Here is a 17,889-nt window from a genome sequence, read left to right as displayed (position 1 = left end):
ACAGGTGACTCACAGTACGCGCACTTTGATAGGAAGGCCCCCAATAATGCATCCCGAACGGGAGCCGAACTCCAAATTTTCGGGTTAAGCGGCGCTCTTCTGCGCACTCGCTCGACGGAGGGAAGACGAAAATGCGCCGCTAGTGCGCTCTTCGCCGCGCGCACTTCTTCTCCGTGCAAGCTATCGGGAATCGCTGACTGCCTTCTTATCACTTTTCTCATTGCACCAGCCCCTTCGTTGAGCGCTGCATTTTACCAACGTGTCGTTCAGCACAAATATCTGCGATCGAATGACCGTTTGATGATGGAAACGGCCATCTGAAAGTCCTAGCGACACACCGGACGAAGGTCCTTTCATGGCCGGGAGTGGGCACTGATTTGGCAACCCTAGAACAACCTCCGTAGACCCGAACCGATTGCTCCTGCGTTTATTCTGGATGCCCCCCAAATTGGGGGATAACAGTCTGCTTGCCCCCACACATAATGACCCGGCAACCTCGGGGGGGCAGAGAATGAAACCACTCATTAAGAATCTTCTGCTGCTATGCAGCACAATAGGATTGTTCGGTTGCCACACTATCCCGGATAAACAATGGGTACATGTATGCGAGCCTGGGCAGTCCTGCGATGACCACGCGCTTGACCGCGCCATCCGGCCCCCAAAAGACTCCATATACATCGACAGCAGCGGCTGGCACACTCGGCGCGTGCCATCGGCGGAAGTACAACCCCCGAACTGGGTGCGCACCGAGTTCGTCAAGGCTTATCTCGAGTTCGATCAACAGGGCCGACCATTCGACCCACACCAACTTGAGGCCATTCAACGCTATCTGAAACCCGCAACCGGCGCACCGCCGACTACACCTCTCCTGGTCTTGGTGTACGTCCATGGCTGGCATCACAACGCAGATACAAGTCAGACAGATGAGACGGCAAATGTAGTCAAGTTCGACTACTTACTTGCTCGCGCTGTTGATTCATTGAAGCGAACCGGCCATGAGAACTATCACGTTCTCGGCATCTATGTTGGATGGCAAGGAGAACAGACGCGAGTCCCCGTCGCCTCTCTTCTTTCCATCGGGGAGCGAGCCGCCGTTGCAGACGCTATCGGGAAACCTCAAGCATCAGATGGTGCTACCGAGGGGCGTCTTCGGGATTCACTGCAGAAGATTGCCAACGGCATGCGCAATCGGCATGACGACAGTCGGATGATCGTCATCGGACATTCGTTGGGCGGACGAATCCTTTCCAGAGCGTTCATGTCGGAGTTGGAGCAAGGTCGCCCTCAACCGCTGGGACCGGGAACCATCATCAACCCGATCAACGCGGCCATCGGAGCCGATGCTTATCGAACCGTGTTCGAACGACCGGAGTCTCGTATTGCGCCTGCAGGCCCACCAACATGGATAAATATCACCGGGGACACTGACCACGCGACCGGGCAAGTCTATCCGCTCGCTCTAGCGCTTCACCTACTCCATCCCGACAATGATGGCGCGGATGCGAAACACACAGTCGGCCACCATCTTCCGTATGTTGCGCCGTTGCTTCGTAGCCGAAGGCGAACTCCTTGTTTCCGCCAAGCTCTACCCAGCTAACCAGAGTCGAGAGAATCTGTAGGAGGTTGCTGTATGTGAAGCCGAGATCTTTCAGAAACGCGGCATTCAATGTCGCAAGGAAGCTATCGTCCGTCAGAGGCGTCTCAAGCTGGTCCCCCTGTACTACGCCCGTTCCCAAGCGTAGCGCCGCCATTTCGCGGCCGAACTCTTCTTGCTGTACGTCGCGCTTATCTGAATAGAAGACTTCGGGGATATATTGGTTGTCAACGGAAAGGCCGCCAACATCGATACCGTTGTGAAGAACATCACTGGCCTCGTACAACACAAAGAGCCAGTCAATCATCGCAACCACTTCAAGTACACGGGGACCATTGGCCTGCGTTGACTTGGGGCCCGTCAAGAACAACGCCGCCTCGATGGCATACCGTAAGTTGCGCGAGTTACGCGTAAATTGCCCGTGAGCCTCGGCGAGCAGTTGCTCTCGGTCATAGTCAACCTCATGGTCCAAGCTCTGACGCACCCGCGTCAACTGCCTATCATTCTCTGCGCATGCCGCATCGGCTTGCCGTACGCAATACGTTATGAGGCTATCGCGGTCGAATGTTCGCAAACGCTCGTGAACAGCGTCCCGATAGGCGGCGCGAGCCGCGTTGATCAGTGTCTTGGCTTCATCAAGTTCGTAACGCCCCGCTTCCACCCCCTGTGATTTCAGCAATTCAGCCAAGCTACGGCGTGCCACCTTGTAGTTTTCAGGAGTCGGCTCATCGGACGCACCGTGGTCGGGCACATCGACCGTGCGTCGGACTTGTCGCATAACAAAGCGAGGCCGTGCATTTGTGGTTCGCGCTAAAAGACTGCGCTCGTCGGCATTGAGCGGCTGCCCACGCACTTGGCGCGCAAGCGTATCGAGCAGAGCTGTCGCGCATTCAACCTCGAAGCTGGCATCCTCTACTTGCCCCAACCTAGCCCGAACGCGAGCGAGGTTCACAAATAGTTGACAACGCAACTCCAGCGACGGGCGGTCCGCCATCACCCGCCAACCCTCCAAAAGCTCTCCCTCGGCAGCAAGCCTAACCTCCTCGTCCTCGAGAGTAGCAAGGATTCAGGTCGCGCTAAGCATTCGATGACAATCCGCCTGTAGGGCGACGACACCATCGAGACAGCCAGGGCCTCACGCTCCGCCAAGCAGTCGGCAGCACAGTGAACAAAAGTCTCAAGCACTCGACCATCTTCGACGTCCAGGTTTACCAACTGGACGTCAAGAACAAAGTGCACCGTGCATGTGCCAATGCGACATGACCAGTCAAGGCGCGGCAAGTTGCGAGCTGTGATGCGTCGCAGGGAGGTAGACGCGTCCGACTCCGCTGTATCCCAAGCGCTCCGGTCATCAGGAAAGTTCTTCGGAGCCCTGGCCCAGTATTCCTGCAGCTGAGAATAGCGCCAGTTGGACCCCCAGTGTGGGTCAAGCATGATCATGGTAGGCACCACGGCGCCTCCGATAATCTGGCCATGACTATCCCGAAATGAGCCGAATAAATCTACAAGGTCGGACATACCAGCAGCCCCCATCCTGCGCAGATCTGCTTCGTACTTCCAGAACCGATTCAACTCGCCGATGCCCTCGACTGAGTCGAACAACGTGATGGCGTCAACCAGGCTTACGATGCGGAGGGCTTTCTTGGGAACACGCAGTCGTACAGGCTTGGCAGTAACAAAACCCGCAACGATGATGAATTCCAAGCTTTCGGCCGGGGGGGTTGCCCCGTCTTCGGTACGCAGCTGAAACCCGTTCGACGTTCCCGTCCGAAGAAAAGCCCAATCCGTACTTTCATTCATCACACGCTTCATCTCGGCAACGCTTTTGTCGATATCGGCAAGTTCTTCGATACCAGCAAACACGACTACGTAGTGCCGGTCTTCGGCCGAGATAACAGCTGTGATGGGGTGACTAGCTTGAGAGTGTCGGTTTACGACTTGCAGGGGACCCGCCAGCAACGAGTGGCGCTCAAGCCGTTGAGCCAGAAACTCGACGAAGCGGAGGGCAGAGTCCAGTTCGGGCGCCTTGGTCTTTTCGGTCCAGTGATCCAACACAACAGCTGGGCCATTTCGGAGCGAAAGCGGCAAGAGTTTCTCGCCAACCTGAACTCCCAGCCATGGCAGCGCTTCCCCTCTCATGACGGCATTCCCGAACTCCGCTGCAGTACGCCAATTCGCTTGGGTGCCTAATGTGGCCAGCAACTCCGGAGTTATGGGTGTACTAAGTGCCATCGGTAGTACATTCCTCAGCGCGCCCCAGAACCACTCAGAAGGAACCTCAATGTGCCCCGCGCCTGCGTCGTCGGGTACAGCTTCATCAGGCCGTCGAACTCCCTCCAAGAAATCGCTCTGCAAGCGTAGTGCGCCACGCATGTCAGCCATTGCGGAGCTGGTTTCGCCATGGAGAATACGAAAAGCCGCGATGAAATCGGGAATCCGCTGAACACTCCCTCCATAGAAGCCCGGCCTCGCATCGACACCATCGATGAACATGGTGTCGCCCCAGTCAGCTTCCGGCCAGTAATCCTCCAGGCTGGGGAAGCTAGGCAGCGCATCAATCAAGGCCCGAGAAAAATCCGCGAACAGTTCGTATGTGTTTAGACGCTCAGATGTGAAGTTGCCAAGCGGGATTGATACGCAGATTCCGAAGGCAAGTTGGTGTTTGACTTGGGCCGAGATATTGGGCAACCAGAGGTCGGACACATTTAGGGCGAAGAGCACATCCTCAACCGCGTACCGGGCGAAAAGTAGCCGCAAACGCTCGCACGATGCCAGGAATGCAGGTTCGGCTTGGGCGTTTCGCTCGGCAATCATCTTGCGCCAATCTGCAAGCGACGGTGCAGTCTTACGATGCGGCCGTTTTGGCTTCTTACGAGAAATTTTTGCCATATTCGAGCACGAAATTGATCCGATTCAGGACGACTACGAAATACATGATCGCTCCAAGCATCGCGCTGAGCGGTTGCTACCGAAACAGCCAGCGAGCGGCTTGAGGGAAAACAACCACCGACCTTGGTGGGGTCAAGTCTTCCGCCTTCCGGTCGCTATTACATTCATTTCCCAAGGAAAAACAGGATGACCTCGAAAGCCAATAGTCAGAATGAGCCCCGCGACAAGGCAGATGATTTTCTCACCGGAAAACATTATGTATGGTCTGTGGCAACAATCGGCATATTCACCGCAATGCTTGTTTTCTGCGCGTTGTATGACCTATTCTTCGATCCCGTAATGACTCAGCGAGGATGGATCGGTGCTTCAGCTGGCATTCTTGGTGGCGTGATCGGTGGCTTTGTTTTTGTGGTATCCAAGATAGTGGATCATGAAACTCTCATGCTGAATGACGTTGGCAGAGGCCCCGCAAAGAAGGAACACGCCGCGTACCTACGCTCCCGATTGATGCTGGCAGTGCCGTCCGGATTTGTCATGTCGACCTTGGCAACAGCATTCTTGCACTCGCCATCACCAGCTCTCCTGACCGCATTCGGTATTCTCGGTGGGTTTTCATGCACTCTTCTGCCTTCGCTCGCGCATGCGGTGGAAACAGCAGCCACGAGATATGCTGCCGGCGCTGTTGGAACCAAGGAGGCGAGAAGGCAATCGCGTGATAATCCACTCGATCGGGATCCGCCAAAACCGTCTCTGCGACGCTCGACCGTTAGTCTCAAACAAGTCAAAAATGGAACATCAAACGCCTAACGAGGCAGCGTAGCGACGCACCACCATGGAAGCAATTTGATGATAGGCATCCCGAATGACTAATCAGTCCAGCGGCATAGCCTCGCTTGTAGGCGGCTTCTTGTCGTGGATAGTGCGCGAGCACTGCACTCGTAACCCAGAAGCAGTAGCCAAGGCCTGGGAGCAGATGAATGCCGAAGCTCCAACCTTGGCAGATGCCGGTCGTATGTTCGCAGCCTATGGTGCGGATTTCACGATCGCGGAAGTGCGCTACATCGCGCGGCACCCGGAAGCCTTGCGATTGGCCAGAAATGCAGCAGCCGGACGGCAATACTTGGATTTCAGTGAGTCGACTGGCTTTCGCGCAGATAAGACGTTTGTACCGCCAGCGCCCCGATCTGTGCGTCAGGCGGTCGTGCCAATGGTCATGACTGTGTCTGGCTTGGTCATGGCTGTCATAGCGGTGCTGTTCGGTAACCTCAATGGAGCAGCTGTCCTGGGAGGGCTGACGGTCCTGTCACTACTAATTACGTTTCTCGAATTTGCGGAGACGCGAAATCGTCACCGTGCACGCAGAGCAATCGAGCAAAGCGCCGGCACGGGCCAGTCCGAACCAGAACCGGTTCTGCGGGCAGCAGAATCGCCAAGTGATTCCGACTCGCAAAGCTTGGCATGCTGAAACCGGCCGACTGTATAAGGACCAAGGCGGAGAAATGAGCGAGCCAATTCTTAGAGCTGACGGCGTGTTTAGGTGGTATGCACCTAGCACGGCAGCTAGCGACAACAGCAGAGGCGTGGCGGGCACGCTTGAGATCGCTGTAAACGGCATTTCCACTCTTTCGTTAGTTGGGCTGCTGTTAGACGACTCTCCTGCGGAAACTCCCTTCGTGCTCAAGCGGATTGACGCAGAACGATGCATCTTCGGTGTATTGAAGGACAACCGCTACGTGTTCTTGCGACGGATTGAGATCGGCGGTATGACTCTTGGCAACTCGCTGTCGCACCAAAAATACATGGCACGCGATGCCTTGGTTTTTCACCATCTGGACGATTGGCCCAACCTGAATGCCGTTACGAATCTGCAGATTGGCCTCGCGGCTCTGGACGACTGGGCAAGCGAACCAACAGTAGTGGTAAAAAAAACGCAGCGTGGCGCCACGGTTCGTGCCCAGAAGCCCAAGACGCGGACTTTTAAGTTGCCAGGCAAGACCCTACGTCTGAAGACAAACATCAGATACACGGCACCAACGGACTTCTACCTTCAGTCCGCGACTCTCAAGCAAGAGACGTTCTTGGAGGTTGAGCCAAGACAGTCGCATAGCCTTGACTCGATTCGCGAAGAGTTCCGCCTACTTGAGGACCTTCTTCTGCTGCTTGCTGACGTCGATGTGGTTTTACCTTGGCCCACAGTGAGGTACGGTGGCCAAGCCGCGCTCTACTATTTCGAACGACGCCGTTCAGATCCACAGAAAGTGGACATCTTGAAAAGTTGGGCCGCTTTGAAATGGCCGACGACCAGCTTGGGAACCCTGCTATCCAACCTTGAAGCACAGCAGGACATCCTTGGACCAGGTCTATATCTGTACCTTGGCATTCGACGGAGTCCGGCCCTTTACCTTGAAAACAAGTTTTCTACGGCGATCTTCGGCCTCGAGTCACTGCATCGAAGGGTCGGAACCTCAGCAGCACAAGCCAAGCTTGAGGCGAAGATCGCTCGCATTATTAGCGATGTGAAGCTTCAAAAGGACCGTGACTGGCTGAGCGGCCGACTCAGGAATGCGGGCGAGCCGAGTCTTGAGGAGCGTCTATTTCTCACATTCTCAGAGCTTGAGATTGGCCTTGAGCCGAAAGGACTTCGCGCGTTCGCCAAGGAATGTGCAGACGTTCGCAATCAGATTGCCCACTTCGGGGGCCAACGCGACGGTGACTATGACCTGTTTGTGCAGAGGATGTACACGCTCAACGAGGCAGTTCGGCCGCTCTATCACGCGGTTCTTTTGAATCGGATTGGTTTAGATCGCAGCCGTATCCAGGGGTATTTTCACAGGTCACCGTACGCGCGCGAGCGCGAAAGGATTCTGAGAGCCGCAGGACTCACCTTTACTGCTCCGTCGCCACAAGAATGAAAGGGCCGCAGAAACCGAAACTGACACCATAGTTGTCGCTGAGTCAGTATGTGTGCGAGTGATACGAACGTACTCTATGCATGAGTGGTGCTTTCGCGCGGCCGACCATGCCAAGCTACCGCCATCCCTCTAGCGGTCTTCGTCTATGCCCCTCCTTCAGTAGGGCCTGCTCGCCCACTTGCCTTTTGTGATTTGTCTGCTAGATTAGTTCCGATACTTTCGAAGGAGAACGTCCATGAGGCGAATATGACGATCACTGACTGAAAAGCACCAACCTGGAGCTACAGTGCTCGTCTTCGCTAAGGAGACGACATGGACTTTTCCCCTATCGCGAACGCGTTCACCAAGTTCGCAAGCAAGCAGCCTTACTTCGCTGTGGCGCTGGCTGTCTTGTCTATTCTTGGTTACGGTCTTTATCTGGCCGCCCCTCTTGCCAAGAATGCGCTCCCCAACTTTGTTGCGTTTTCCTGCCTGCTCTTGGCAGTCGGTTTGCTTGGTCTTGCTGTCCTCTACCTGGTGCGCAAGCAACAATAGGCAGACTTCGGCAGCCATATATGAATTCTGTCACTCCGCCATCCATGCAGGGTTCAGTTGACCGATTGCGCCACCTGACCCTTATAGGCGATTTTTCACTGTTCCAGTTGTCATTGTCCTCATGCATTTGAGGCGCGCTGTAGAAGTTTTTGAATGTTTTATGAACGGGCCCAATGGGGGCCTTGATCAGGAAGCAGCAATGATTTCTCTGAGGGCCTCATGATGAAATGCAAAATCGTGCCGGTAGGTCGGCGCAGGGATGGAGGGACTCGTTATTGGTGCCTCGCGCACCATGCGAATGCCACAGCCAAATATGGCGTTCCCGCGCAAAAATGTGTCGCTGCGAACGATTTGCCCATCGGACCCGAGGAAACGCTCGACCTTGATTTCGCCGGCTATCGTGGCGGCGTCGCTTTATGGGGCTCAGTTCCTGCTGTATACGACACCACCACTCAACCGGTGGACCGCGGAATCCATGTCCACGCGCGCCTAGCAAAGAAAGGCAGCAAGGATATTGATAAGACCTACCGCAAGCTTCGCATTCCATTCTCACGAGATCTACTCTCAGACGGCTGGGCCGAAGTCGACGAAATCGACGCAATCAACTACATGGTGTCCAGCGTATTTGGCTTCGAGACCATCTCGGTAAATTGCAACTACTGCGGCTTTCCGCATCTTGACCGAGATTGGTTTGCCGTCCATCCTCACCGGAGGCACCAGTGCCATGGATGCGGGCAGCAGTTCTCGGATACAGGCACAGGCATAGGCAATCCGTTAGCCGCGATGCGCTTGCTCTTTGGCGCCAGCACAACTAAGAGCGTCAAGGCTCCGAGAACGCTCTCACTTCGTCAAAGCGATTACCCCGGCGGGGTTCAGATCTGGGGATCGAACCCGGCTCTTATATGGACGTCAAATGAGGCGGAGGAAATTGGAATCCACGTGCACGCGTTTTCGGCGCACAGCCAGGAGATGCCGTGCATCGACGATACTTTTGCAAAGGTGACGATTGATGGCAGGAAACTCAACGCCACCCAAGTGCGGACCTATATGGCACAGTCTGCAATGCCGCATCTTGAGGGCCGAGTCGTTGATCTTGTTTGCCCTTCGTGCAACGAGCCCCACTTCGACCATGGAGAGTTAGCGTACACAGCGCACGTCGATCACGAGTGCAATTCATGCGGAAGCTGGTTTCAGGCGCCTACGCGGTTCAAGAAGACCATAGGTAATCCGTTTGTGGCAATGCGTCGGGACCTCGCGGCGACGGCCCCGAATCCCTTACGCAACGAAAAGCTCGGACTACGTCCTGAAACGATCTAAGCGGCCAAGACAAAATCAGCCGGCCCAAGATCGGGCAAGTATCCTCCACGGGACTTCATGAGCTGAAATGCTTCGTATGCCTGCGCTGCAGTAAGTAGGCCTGCTGCTACCGTCTGTTTCAACAACCCAATAGAGCCAGTGAGCTGGATGCCTGGGACGCTTTGTTCGATGACCTTGCGGGCGGCACCGTCATCGCATGCCACCTGGCAATTCAGCGCTTGTGCAGCCAAGATACACTCTGTCTCTCCGGCACCCAGGCCCCACATGTCGAGCGCGTCCTGGTATGCAGCTGCACTTATCAGGTCTGCATCAACCCATTCCAGGTCGCCACGCTTGATGGCTACCCGAATCGCCCGAGAAACTGTCTTCGATTCCCGACGCACCTCTTCGCTTACCTTGAAACTGCGACCTGGTAAGGAGATCACCTTGGCGAAGACTTCGCCATTTGCAAGATTGATGAGAGTGGATGCGTCGAGAATAATGATCACACGCTGATATCCGCGTTGGCGACCACCAAGGTCGAGACCGGGATATTCAGCAGTTCGGCTGCTTTGCCGATTGACATGCTTCCCGAGCGGACCTTCTCAACTGCGGCATCAACTAGGGCTTGAGACGTTAAGATCAACAGATCGGGGCGCGAAGGAATGTCGATAGCCGCAGCGAACCGCTCCGGATTCCCATAGTCATCTTCAAGCTTTTGATAGAAGGCTCGTGCGCTGTTACTTGGGAGCAGACCGAGGACCTCAAAGCGCCTAGCGGCCACCTCGAAGCTAACGTGGAAGAGGTGGGCGATCCAGGCGATCTCGATGGCCCCTAGAGGGCCCTTTTCAATGCCTAATAGTTCCCTAATCACCTTCAGCGCGGTGAGGATTCCAGGACGAGGAAGCAGAAGAGCTGCTGCGAAAGCGTCTGCGAATTTTTCCTCGTTACGCTGAGGTTCGTGCAGCCCACTGACTTCTCTATCTAGGTGAGCATAGCCACTCGCACGCGAATCGTGGTGCGCCACCAAGTGCCCTAGCTCATGCGCAATCGTGAAGAGCATTCGCGGTTTGAAACTACGGGCCCCCACGATCATCAGCGCATGTCCTTCGACAATTGCTGAAACGCCCTCTATGCTTGGATCACGCGAAAAGAGGATAAAGATACCGAGCTCGCTGACAACTTCTGGAAGCTCGGGGAACGGCTCAAGGTCGTCAAGCTTGGCGATCGAGCTACGGAATTTTTGGGCAAAGTCCTCGGCGCTCTCTACCCGGGGCTCAAGCCCGCGAAACAAATCTAGCCAAGTCAGATCAGATGGCAGTCCACTGGCAATTGCAAGCGCATCCCGCACTTGTGCCGCGACCACATCGACTTGCGGAGCAATCTCGATTTCGCGCTGTCCCAATGTCTGTCGAAACAGCAAGCGGATCGGTTCCGCGGGGGCCTTATCTATCAGGCTCGAAAGAGGTACCCCGAGCGCCTTAGCGATTTTTCTGATCTCGCCCAGAGTCGCGCCGGCCCCACCCGCGACCTGTTCAAATCGGTCGCGAGACAAGCCGGCTTTGGCGGCTGCTTTCTCAATCGTGAGCTTTCGGCTCGCCAAATAGGCGGCGATATTTGTCACGACCTTGCCTCTCGTTTGATGTCTTCCAATGCGTGCCGTAGTCGTTCAGCCTGATCGTCCGAAAGCCGACGATTGCGACCTATGACTTGCTGCATACGAGAGCCTCTACGATCAAAGAGCTCTGAAAGAATCTCAAGCGAGTGCTCGCGCCCTAGTTGCACTTCTCTCTCGCTCTCGAGCACAACGGGATTCTTGCCAATGATGTAGTTCTTAATACGGCTCTCAAACTTCGAATGCTTATCAAGCGGGTGTTGAACGCCGTTCGCAGTCACGATGATGTTGCCGTACTTCTGTCCGTTTTCGTCGAACCGAAGCGCGTTTTCCGGCCGTTGACGCAACGCTTCAAGTTGATCCTCAAGCTTGTCATCGATTTCCATGCCGCCGATGACGTATTGAGGATAGGTCCGACCACGACTACCACTGACAACAAAAATATGATCACCAGGCCTCACCAGCCGACGCAAGTCCGGCCGGCAAGTGCCCATAGTGGGTCGCGACGAAGTCAGTATCGGATCTACGAGAGGATGACCAGCCCCAGGGTCTGAGCCGGGAGATACAAAGATGTAGCTGGACATGAACGCGCCCCCCGCAGTCGGATGCATACTGTATTTTTATACAGTGCCCTAGGTTCCGCAAGCACTTTAGAAACGTTAGCACGTTGTTCCTGGGCGCGCGCTCGAAAAAGGAATGATGTCCGCACATCGACTGCGAGACAAAAAGATACTAATGGATCGCTTTCATGCGCTATGGGAAGTTCAGAGTTGCGTGAACCAAACCACGGATAGTTCAAAGTTAGGTGAACCAAGAGTTCAGAGTTGGCTGAGCAACTCCGCCGGCGACGCCTACAAATCGTGGCCCGCCGGTTCAGAGTTGAGTGAATCTCGACAGTCGACAACGGCAAGCGCGCCCGGTGACCACCCAGCTTGCCGATCGGTGTTCATCCTTTGGCTCCTTGGGCAATGGCAGTGTTGGTAGCGATTGCAGGCTGGCGGGCCAGTTCAATGAAGGCCCGCACGTAGTCAATGGCGGTGTCCGCTTCGCGTGCGCCCAGGAAGATTTGCTTGGCGATGCCGCGCGCGCCCAGCCGCACGGGCACCACGTCGATCTTGGCCGCGTATTCCTCGACCAGCCAGCGCGGCAGGGCGGCCACGCCGCGGCCGCTGGCCACCATCTGCAGCATGATGTCGGTGGTTTCGATGGCTTTGTGGCGCCTGGGCGTTACACCGGCCGGCAACAGGAACTGGCTGTATATGTCCAGGCGCTCGATGTCCACGGGGTAGCTGATGAGCACTTCCCCGGTCAACTGCTGGGGTTTCACATAGGCCGCCGAAGCCAGGGCATGGCCCCGGGCCACGACCAGCACCTGCTCGTAGTCGAATACGGGTTCGAACTTCAGCCCCGGCTTGAACAACGGGTCCGGCGTGACCAGCAGGTCGATCTCGTAGCCGAACAACGCACCGATCCCGCCGAACTGAAACTTCTGCTTGACGTCCACATCCACGTCGGGCCATGCGGCCAGATAGGGAGACACCACTTTGAGTAGCCACTGGTAGCAGGGATGGCATTCCATGCCGATACGCAGCGCCCCGCGCTCGCCCTGCGCGAATTGGCCGAGGCGCTCTTCGGCCAAGTCCAGTTGCGGCAGCACCCGGTTCGCCACGGCCAACAGATATTGGCCGGCCTGCGTCAGGCGCAGGCTTCGTCCTTCGCGCAGCCAAATGTCGGTGCCCAGCTGAAGCTCTAGTTTCTTCATGCTGTGGCTCAGGGCCGACTGGGTCAGGTTCAGTACGCCTGCGGCGGCCGTCAACGACCCTTGCTTCTCGACCTGCTGAACGATGCTGAGGTGGATGCGCTCAAGCATTCACATGATTCCTATTCATGAATTTGTGAAATAAAACCATTTTACTTCATTGATCCACATCAATACCATGCGTTCCGATTGTTCGATCGCAGCCATCTGAAAGCAAAAATGACACGTCCACTTCGAGTAGTAGCGGTTTCCGGCGGACTGCAGCGCCCCTCCAAGGCTGCAGCCCTGGCAGAGCACCTGCTGGATCTGATCGCCGACGAAGTTCCGTGCCAACAACGCCTGATCGAACTGGGCCAACTCGCACCACAGCTTGCCGGCGCGATCTGGCGATCCCAACTGCCCGATACGGTGGAGCGGGAGCTCGCGGCGGTCGAGCAAGCTGACGTCCTGGTGGTGGCAACGCCGGTCTACCGCGGCTCTTACACCGGGCTGTTCAAGCATTTCTTCGACTTCATTCACCAGGATGCCTTGATCGACAAACCGGTTCTATTGGCAGCCACCGGCGGCAGTGAGCGCCATGCCCTGGTGATCGACCACCAGTTACGGCCGCTGTTCAGCTTTTTCCAGGCACGCACGTTGCCGCTGGGCGTCTACGCGACCGACAAGGATTTCGTGGATTACCGCCTGCAGGACGAGGCCCTGACTGAGCGGGCAAGACTGGCCGTCCAACGGGCATTGCCGTTGGTCGAATTGACGCACCACGCCAGGTCGTCTCTGGCCGATGCGGTGGTTGTGGCCTGAAACACGAATTGGCTTTTCTCTCCGAAATTAGGTCACTGGATCACAATGAACCAAGAACTCACCTTTAGCCTCAAAAGCATTTGTTTCGATGAAAACTATCAGCCATCGGACAGCACTCGCATCACCACAAACTTTGCCAACCTGGCCCGCGGAAAGAATCGGCAGCAGAACCTGCGCAACACACTGCGGATGATTGACAATCGCTTCAATGATTTGGCGCATTGGGACAATCCCACGGGAGATCGCTACGCTGTCGAACTCGAGATCATCTCTGTCGAGATGAACCTTGACGCCCAAAGCAGCAACGATGTATTTCCGCTGATCGAGATACTGAAAACCAGCATTCTCGACAGGACAACAAACAAGCGCATCGACGGCATCGCGGGAAACAATTTTTCTTCCTATGTGCGCGATTACGACTTCAGCGTCCTGCTTCCGGAGTACAACGCCCATCGAGCGGAATTCAGCACTCCAGACGATTTTGGCGACTTGCATGGCAAGCTGTTCCAGCAATTTGTCAACTCGCGCGCTTACAAGGAGCGCTTCAGCAAGCCGCCTGTCATCTGCATCAGCGCCTCGACCAGCAAGACCTATCGGCGGACCGGGAACCAGCATCCCGTACTGGGTGTGGAGTACCAACAGAATGCACTGTCCTCAACTGACCAGTATTTCGCAAAGATGGGGATGCAGGTTCGGTTTTTCATGCCGCCGAATGGCGTTGCACCCTTGGCTTTCTACTTTCAAGGCGACCTGCTGGGTGATTACACGAATCTCGAATTGATCGGCACCATCAGCACCATGGAGACCTTTCAAAAGATTTATCGTCCGGAAATTTACAACGCCAATGCTGCAGCAGGAAAACTCTATCAACCGAGCCTGAAGCATCAGGATTACTCGTTGACGCAGATTGTCTATGACCGGGAAGAACGCAGCCAGCTGGCTGTCAAGCAAGGGAAGTTTGCAGAGGAGCATTTCATCAAGCCCTATAAGCGCGTCCTTGAACAATGGGCGACCGATTTCGCGCTCTGACTGGCCAAAATACATGGGCCATTCTTCCCACATCTCGTTGACCAGGCTTGCCGAAGCGAATATCGCTGTCTAGCGGCACTCGCATCGGCGCTGCCGGCAGTCCTGCCCCACATAACACACCATCCCGCGGCTGCTCTGGCAAAACGGTCCCGAAGCACGTTTGCCACACCCATCTTTCTTGAAAGGAATCGTCCGATGTTTGAAACCTCCATCGCCGGCAGCCTGCCGAAGCCTGCCTGGCTGGCTGAAACCAACAAACTCTGGCCTCAGTGGAGGGCTGAAGGCGATGCGCTGCTCCAGGCCAAGGCCGACGCGACGCTGCTGTGGATCAAAGCCCAGGAAGACGCGGGTCTGGACATCGTGTGCGACGGCGAGCAATCGCGCCAGCACTTCGTGCACGGCTTCCTGGAGCAGGTCGAGGGCATCGACTTCGAGCACAAGGTGAAGATGGGCATCCGCGACAACCGCTACGACGCGATGGTGCCGCAGGTGGTTGCTGCCCTGCGCCTGAAGGGCCGCGTGCACGCTTTCGAAGCCCAGTTGGCGCGCGCCCACACGAAGAAGAAGCTGAAGTTCACGCTGCCCGGCCCCATGACCATTGTCGACACCGTGGCAGACCGCTTCTACGGCGACAAGGTCAAGATGGCCTTCGCGTTTGCGGAATTGCTCAACCAGGAAGCGCTCGCACTGCAAGCCGATGGCGTGGACATCATCCAGTTCGACGAACCCGCGTTCAATGTCTACATGAAGGACGCCGCTGACTGGGGCGTGCAGGCGCTCGAGCGCGCGGCGCAGGGCTTGACCTGTACGACCGCGGTGCACATCTGCTACGGCTACGGCATCAAGGCCAATACCGACTGGAAGCGCACCCTGGGCGACGAATGGCGTCAGTACGAGGCGGTATTCCCCGCGCTTGCCCGCAGCCGCATCGACCAGGTGAGCCTGGAATGCATCCACTCCCATGTGCCGCCCGACCTGATGAAGTTGCTGGTCGGCAAGGACGTGCTGGTCGGCGTGATCGATGTGGCCAGCGACGTGGTAGAGACACCTGAGGAAGTGGCTGACACCATCGGCCGGGCGCTGGCGTTCGTGCCGAAGGAGCGACTGTTCCCGTGCACGAACTGCGGCCTGGCGCCGATGGCGCGGGACGTGGCGTGGCGCAAGCTGGAAGCGCTGGCAGAAGGCACGAGACTGGCCAAGGAGCGGCTTGCTAAGGCGTAACGTCCGCCCGGTCATCGCGACCGGTCATCCGCCTCAAACGGGCTGCCTTGCCGGCTAACGATGCGCACATCGGAAAAGAGGTGCCAGCGGATGCGGTCGATCTGCGGCAGTTCAAGCAGGCTGTGGAGCGGCTGGGTGAACATATTGCACAGCCGCAGCTAGAAGGCTTCCGGGTCCACCGATTCGTTCACCTCGTCTTTGCAGATAACGAGGCGGCCCGGCATGACGTCTTGCATGCAGGAGGTCTCGAACTCCTGGCGCGAGATACTTGGAAGCACTCCGCCAGCGACAAACAGACCGGGCGCCGCCGACAACCATCTAGCGACAACCATGCCCGACTAACCCCCGACAATTGCCCCGACCGACCGGCAACGATGATTGACGGCAAACCGGCCTCGGTGAAACTCGCGGACTGGCTATAGCAACGGCTTTTCGCGCCCCCCTGCAAGGCGGCGGTGTGGTCTCCGCCGCCTTGCCGGTTCACATCCAGGCACCCTATTTAAGCGTGCTTGCATCCGCCCATTGGTACCCCAGGCCAGTAATGCCGCTCACTAGGCTCTGGAAATCCTGGAACGCGTTGGAAGCAGCCGTGCCTGACATATCGGAGTCCAGCCAGAACGGGTGAAAGAAGAACGAGGCAAAACCGTCGCGTACCACCCGAGCATATTGAGCATTCAGGTAAATATCTTGCCAAGTGTAGGTCAGGCACGAGAACGGATCGATATTGCAGATGTTGTATTCGATGTTGCCCAGGTTTTCAGGAATGATGCGTTGGCCGTAGTAATCGGAATAGATCACGTACGGAAAGAACTGCCCGACCGCAAACGCATGGTTGTTGGCCGTTGAATTGAGCGTGTACAGATCGCCATTGCTACAAATGGTATTGGTATTGGTGACGCTACTCGTGGTGTTATTGGTGCAGGCGAAATACACCACGCGCTGGTACGTTGAGTTGAAGCGTGGCGGCACTGCAGCGATCGACAGCGGCGACGATTCGTAGTGTGGGGCTTCCCACGCAAACGGCTTGTAACCGTTATTGGTGAACTGCTGGAGACCCGCATCCAGCCGCCCTCCAGCCCACTGAAGTGAGTCGTCGTCGGTCGGGGTATTGGCGGTCGCATACCAGAACTCGAAATCATTGCCACTCACTGCGTTGTCGATATTGGGAATGTTCTCGTACTGATGCGTGTAGCCGTGCATCATCACCTTACCCCCGCGCTTGAGCGCGTAGTTGATTGCAGATTTCAACCCGGTCGCGTTAGCGAGCGTAATCGTCTCCGGCACGCCGTTGTTGTAGTACCCGTTCGGGTCTGTATAGACGGGGATGGTCGCCATCGAAAACGGAATGTGCTTGCTGTACAGATAGTCCGTGAGCTTCTTCATCGAACTGGTACTCGTATAAGCGTTCATGTCTTCAAAGCGCACCATGGCCCGGTGGGTGTACGCCGTTGACGCGCTGTCCCCCAGAATGTCGTGCAACAGATCACAAAACGCCAGGTAGCGGTCACGCGGGCCGATATATGAAAACGGTTGATCGGCGAAATACCAGAAGTTGCCCGAGCGAACCACATAGGGCGCAACCGCCCCGCTCTGGCTGTCAGTGATGTTCACTAGCACCTGTGCTTTGGTGGCGTCCGTCACCTGCGTGATGCCGATGTCCGGGTCAGCGCTGACGGCACCTGTCGTGGCATTGAAGCTGTAGTACTTCACCATCGACATGCCCTTGTACGTCACGGTATCGAAGAATCCCGGATTCGGATTGCTCGACGACGGATAGACGTTGCCGTTGAAGCCGAAAACCTGGTCGAAGGCTATGCCGAATTTCTGGGTGAAGGTCGGATTGGTGTAATCGACCGTGTCCCAAGCCAGTTCCCACAGGTTGTACTTGAACCACACCACCGTGGAGGTGGTCGACATTACGTCCTTGAGGAACGCGGGGGGGATGGTGTTGTTGTAGTAATCGCCCAGATAGAACGTGGCCTGGTTGGCTTGCACCGAGCCAGCGGTGTAGTTCTGGATCGGCACCAGACTGACCGTCGTATTCCAGTGCCCGAGCAGGTTACGCAGCATGATTGCGTAGGCAAACCCCAGATTGCTGTAGGGGTCGTTTGGCGGTGCGTCATACAGCACCAGCACCTTCAAGGTCGTTGCGGCCTGCGCCGATGGCATCGTGATCGGCCGATACACGATAAGAAGACTGAGCGCGAGTAGGCACGCCAGGATGACTTTTTTCATGATC

Annotated in this window: 16 protein-coding genes; 8 read left to right on the top strand and 8 right to left on the bottom strand. The window is 56.3% G+C overall.

All coding sequences use genetic code 11. From position 1 onward, the window contains the following. Window positions 1–1,412: 1,412 nt before the first annotated feature. Entirely contained in the window at window positions 1,413–2,588 is a 1,176-nt protein-coding gene (locus tag ACTJK4_RS04280; RefSeq protein ID WP_440816250.1) for a hypothetical protein, read from the bottom strand. After that, window positions 2,588–4,483: a hypothetical protein gene (locus ACTJK4_RS04275; protein WP_440816248.1), complete on the bottom strand. Its 1,896-nt coding sequence runs from the start codon at window positions 4,481–4,483 to the stop codon at window positions 2,588–2,590. The genes ACTJK4_RS04280 and ACTJK4_RS04275 overlap by 1 nt, the downstream gene beginning before the upstream one ends. A gap of 186 nt (window positions 4,484–4,669) precedes the next feature. Between ACTJK4_RS04275 and ACTJK4_RS04270 the strand changes: the two genes are divergently transcribed. From ACTJK4_RS04270 to ACTJK4_RS04250, 5 genes are all read left to right on the top strand, one after another. Continuing rightward, entirely contained in the window at window positions 4,670–5,290 is a 621-nt protein-coding gene (locus ACTJK4_RS04270) for a hypothetical protein (RefSeq protein WP_440816246.1), read from the top strand. 55 nt (window positions 5,291–5,345) lie between these two features. Next, the gene (locus ACTJK4_RS04265) at window positions 5,346–5,948 is read left to right on the top strand and encodes a hypothetical protein (RefSeq protein ID WP_440816243.1); all 603 of its coding nucleotides are present in this window, start codon (window positions 5,346–5,348) and stop codon (window positions 5,946–5,948) included. 34 nt (window positions 5,949–5,982) lie between these two features. After that, window positions 5,983–7,395 carry a HEPN domain-containing protein gene (locus ACTJK4_RS04260; protein ID WP_440816241.1) on the top strand — a complete coding sequence of 471 codons (1,413 nt, stop codon included), beginning with the start codon at window positions 5,983–5,985 and terminating at the stop codon, window positions 7,393–7,395. Between the two features lie 312 nt (window positions 7,396–7,707). Further along, the gene (locus tag ACTJK4_RS04255; protein WP_440816238.1) at window positions 7,708–7,929 is read left to right on the top strand and encodes a hypothetical protein; all 222 of its coding nucleotides are present in this window, start codon (window positions 7,708–7,710) and stop codon (window positions 7,927–7,929) included. A gap of 219 nt (window positions 7,930–8,148) precedes the next feature. Then, entirely contained in the window at window positions 8,149–9,246 is a 1,098-nt protein-coding gene (locus ACTJK4_RS04250; RefSeq protein ID WP_440816236.1) for a hypothetical protein, read from the top strand. Here ACTJK4_RS04250 and ACTJK4_RS04245 read toward each other — a convergent pair. From ACTJK4_RS04245 to ACTJK4_RS04230, 4 genes are all read right to left on the bottom strand, one after another. Continuing rightward, complete coding sequence (locus tag ACTJK4_RS04245; protein ID WP_440816233.1) at window positions 9,243–9,734, bottom strand: hypothetical protein; 492 nt, start codon at window positions 9,732–9,734, stop codon at window positions 9,243–9,245. The two genes, ACTJK4_RS04250 and ACTJK4_RS04245, sit on opposite strands and share 4 nt — an antisense overlap. Next, window positions 9,731–10,849, bottom strand: a complete 1,119-nt coding sequence (locus ACTJK4_RS04240) for an ImmA/IrrE family metallo-endopeptidase (RefSeq protein ID WP_440816230.1) — start codon at window positions 10,847–10,849, stop codon at window positions 9,731–9,733. The genes ACTJK4_RS04245 and ACTJK4_RS04240 overlap by 4 nt, the downstream gene beginning before the upstream one ends. Beyond that, the gene (locus tag ACTJK4_RS04235) at window positions 10,846–11,424 is read right to left on the bottom strand and encodes a hypothetical protein (RefSeq protein ID WP_440816228.1); all 579 of its coding nucleotides are present in this window, start codon (window positions 11,422–11,424) and stop codon (window positions 10,846–10,848) included. Before ACTJK4_RS04235 ends, ACTJK4_RS04240 begins: the two co-directional genes overlap by 4 nt. A 362-nt stretch (window positions 11,425–11,786) precedes the next feature. Further along, on the bottom strand, window positions 11,787–12,710 hold the full coding sequence (locus ACTJK4_RS04230; protein ID WP_414560257.1) for a LysR family transcriptional regulator: 924 nt from the start codon (window positions 12,708–12,710) through the stop codon (window positions 11,787–11,789). A 108-nt stretch (window positions 12,711–12,818) separates the two neighbouring features. Here ACTJK4_RS04230 and msuE point away from each other — a divergent pair, with 108 nt between their 5' ends. From msuE to ACTJK4_RS04215, 3 genes are all read left to right on the top strand, one after another. Then, window positions 12,819–13,400: an FMN reductase gene (msuE, locus tag ACTJK4_RS04225; protein WP_440816842.1), complete on the top strand. Its 582-nt coding sequence runs from the start codon at window positions 12,819–12,821 to the stop codon at window positions 13,398–13,400. A gap of 45 nt (window positions 13,401–13,445) precedes the next feature. Further along, window positions 13,446–14,429, top strand: a complete 984-nt coding sequence (locus ACTJK4_RS04220) for a DUF1852 domain-containing protein (protein WP_294868016.1) — start codon at window positions 13,446–13,448, stop codon at window positions 14,427–14,429. A gap of 195 nt (window positions 14,430–14,624) precedes the next feature. Next, window positions 14,625–15,650: a methionine synthase gene (locus ACTJK4_RS04215; protein WP_414560255.1), complete on the top strand. Its 1,026-nt coding sequence runs from the start codon at window positions 14,625–14,627 to the stop codon at window positions 15,648–15,650. Between the two features lie 11 nt (window positions 15,651–15,661). On the opposite strand, the gene ACTJK4_RS04210 is transcribed toward ACTJK4_RS04215, so the two are convergent. Continuing rightward, the gene (locus tag ACTJK4_RS04210; protein ID WP_260802935.1) at window positions 15,662–15,793 is read right to left on the bottom strand and encodes a hypothetical protein; all 132 of its coding nucleotides are present in this window, start codon (window positions 15,791–15,793) and stop codon (window positions 15,662–15,664) included. 352 nt (window positions 15,794–16,145) lie between these two features. After that, complete coding sequence (locus ACTJK4_RS04205) at window positions 16,146–17,885, bottom strand: DUF2334 domain-containing protein (RefSeq protein WP_440816224.1); 1,740 nt, start codon at window positions 17,883–17,885, stop codon at window positions 16,146–16,148. Window positions 17,886–17,889: the final 4 nt, after the last annotated feature.

This window comes from Ralstonia sp. 22111, from assembly GCF_052045895.1.
GTDB lineage: Bacteria > Pseudomonadota > Gammaproteobacteria > Burkholderiales > Burkholderiaceae > Ralstonia > Ralstonia wenshanensis.
The sequence above is the reverse complement of the archived record's forward strand: the minus strand, read 5'-3'. Positions and strand labels throughout refer to the sequence as shown.